Origin of the sequence: Streptomyces torulosus, from assembly GCF_001419765.1 — a bacterium.
Taxonomy (GTDB): Bacteria; Actinomycetota; Actinomycetes; order Streptomycetales; family Streptomycetaceae; genus Streptomyces; species Streptomyces torulosus.
In genome coordinates, this window is record NZ_LIRK01001034.1 from 1 (window position 1) to 1,869 (window position 1,869).

General features: G+C 71.1%; 2 protein-coding genes and 1 tRNA gene. 2 read left to right on the forward strand and 1 reads right to left on the reverse strand.

All coding sequences use genetic code 11. From position 1 onward, the window contains the following. Both AOK23_RS43815 and AOK23_RS43820 read left to right on the forward strand, forming a co-directional pair. The coding region (locus AOK23_RS43815) for a flavin reductase family protein (protein WP_338056582.1) at window positions 1–539 on the forward strand (539 nt) is incomplete at its 5' end. A gap of 17 nt (window positions 540–556) precedes the next feature. Then, window positions 557–1,252 carry a DsbA family oxidoreductase gene (locus tag AOK23_RS43820; protein ID WP_055717906.1) on the forward strand — a complete coding sequence of 232 codons (696 nt, stop codon included), beginning with the start codon at window positions 557–559 and terminating at the stop codon, window positions 1,250–1,252. Between the two features lie 163 nt (window positions 1,253–1,415). Here the strand turns inward: AOK23_RS43820 and AOK23_RS43825 are convergent. Further along, window positions 1,416–1,498 (reverse strand) — tRNA-Leu (locus AOK23_RS43825). Between the last annotated feature and the right edge of the window lie 371 nt (window positions 1,499–1,869).

Here is a 1,869-nt window from a genome sequence, read left to right on the forward strand (position 1 = left end):
CCCCCATCCGCTTCCCGGCCCCTGGAGGACCGATGTCCGCCGTCGCCCCATCGGATTTCACCCGCGCCATGGCCCAAGTGCCGAGCCCCGTCACGATCGTGACCACCACGGACGGCAGCGGCCGGCGCTGGGGATTCACCGCGAGCTCGTTCAGCTCGCTCTCCCTGGACCCGCCGCTGGTGCTGGTCTGCCCCGCCAAGTCGGCCGGCTCGCACGACACGTTCGTGGCCGCCGAGCGCTTCATGATCAATATTCTGTCCGCCGAACAGGCCGCGATCGCACGGCACTTCGCCCGCTCCGGCCACGACAAGTTCACCACCGGCGACATGGTCCCCTGCGAGCTGGACCTGCCCGGTCTGCCCGGCGCCACCGCCCGGCTGGCCTGCACCGCGCACGCGGTGCTCGACGGCGGCGACCACAGTATTCTCGTGGGCCGGGTCGAGGCCGTGTACGTCGGCGACCAGGAGCCACTCGTCTACCACAACCGCACCTTCACCCGCCCGGAGACGGCCAGCCCCGCCCTGGCCGCGGCCCGCTGAGGACGGAACGCCCTGCGATGAACACCGTGACCGTGTACTCCGACATCGGCTGCCCCTGGGCCTCTCTGGGGCTGTTCAACCTGCGGCGGGCGGCCGCCGAGGAGGGTGTCGCGCTCGCCGTCGACCACCGGGCGTTCCCCCTGGAGCTGTTCAACTCCCGGCCCACGCCCAAGTGGATCCTCGACCCCGAGATCGCCGCCGTGGCGGAGCGGGAACCCGCTCTCGGGTGGACGGACTGGCAGGGCCCGGAGTCCGGTTATCCGGTGACCATGCTGCCCGCCATGGAGGCGGTCCAGGCGGCCAAGACCCAGCCCGGCACCCCGGAGGCGGGCCTGGCCGCCTCCGACCAGCTCGACGCGGCCCTGCGCCACGCCTTCTACGCCGAGTCCCGCTGCGTCAGCGTCCACTCCGAGATCCTCGCGGTCGCCGAGGGCTGCCCCCTGGTCGACACCGCCCATCTCGACGGGGCGCTGCGCCGCGGCACGAGCCGCGGGGTCCTCTTCGACCAGTGGGAGGAGTCGAAGGCGCCGGAGGTGCGGGGCAGCCCGCACTTCTTCCTCCCCGACGGCACCGACCTGCACAATCCGGGCATCGCCTTCACCTGGCCGAAGGGCACGCCCCGGCCGCTGATCACGGAGTACACCCCGGCGTTCTGGACGTCCCTGGTCCGCGCCCTGGCCGACCGGGCCCCGGCGGCCTCCCTGCCGGACTGACACCGCCCCACGGGGCCGACTGCCGAACCCTGCCCCCGCCGAGATGCGCCGCGGCCCCCGGAACACACCGTTCCGGGGGCCGCGGCAGCCTTCACAGCACATCAGCAGCGCGCCGTTGCGGTCGACAACGGGTGCTCACGCACTCACGGCCTGTGAGGGAAGGTGCCCGGAACCGGACTTGAACCGGTACGCCCGCGAGGGGCAGCGAGGTTTAAGCTCGCCGTGTCTGCATTCCACCATCCGGGCAGGCCATGGGCTCCGCGCTGCGGTTCTGAGCCTATCGGGAGCCTTCCCCCGAACAGCGGAACAGCGGACCGATGTTGTCTTATTTTATTGACGTCTGAGGGTGCATCAGCCCATGGAACACGCCATCCGCACTTGCCAATAGCCTTTCGGACGGTGCGACCCGGCGTATGCGGAATGACGGAATTTCACCGCCCGAACGAGCGGCCTCCCGACGGCCCGCACGGTGACGACTGACTCGTGTAGGCCAAACCGTCCGAATACCGCCGCTCCCCGGCCCCCTCTCCGGTCCGCCGTCATACCCGCCTCAGGGTCCGCCGTCATACCCGCCTCCGGGTCCGCCGTCATACCCAGGTATGACGGCGGACCCGGAG

What these genes read in the sequence shown, in the direction of transcription:
- AOK23_RS43820 (WP_055717906.1), top strand. Translation starts at nt 557, where the DNA reads ATGAACACCGTGACCGTGTACTCCGACATCGGCTGCCCCTGGGCCTCT.